Below are 211 nucleotides of genomic sequence, written 5' to 3' on the forward strand. Positions count from 1 at the left end.
TTGTTTGACTGCATGTAAATGGGGCTATAGCTCAGCTGGGAGAGCGCCTGCCTTGCACGCAGGAGGTCTGCGGTTCGATCCCGCATAGCTCCACCATTTACATCTTTCTCTTCAGTAAGAGAAAGCCATATGCACAGGTTAGAGATGCCAAAGATAAATGAAAAATTTATCTTTGGCTTTTTTAAGCCCGCTCTTTAAAAATTTGGAAAGC

At 44.1% G+C, this 211-nt stretch carries 1 tRNA gene; it reads left to right on the forward strand.

From position 1 onward, the window contains the following. The first annotated feature begins 20 nt into the window (after window positions 1–20). Window positions 21–96, forward strand: a tRNA-Ala gene (locus AB4298_RS21280). Window positions 97–211: the final 115 nt, after the last annotated feature.

It is taken from the genome of Shewanella sp. 10N.261.52.F9, assembly GCF_041471165.1.
Classification (GTDB): Bacteria; Pseudomonadota; Gammaproteobacteria; order Enterobacterales; family Shewanellaceae; genus Shewanella; species Shewanella marinintestina.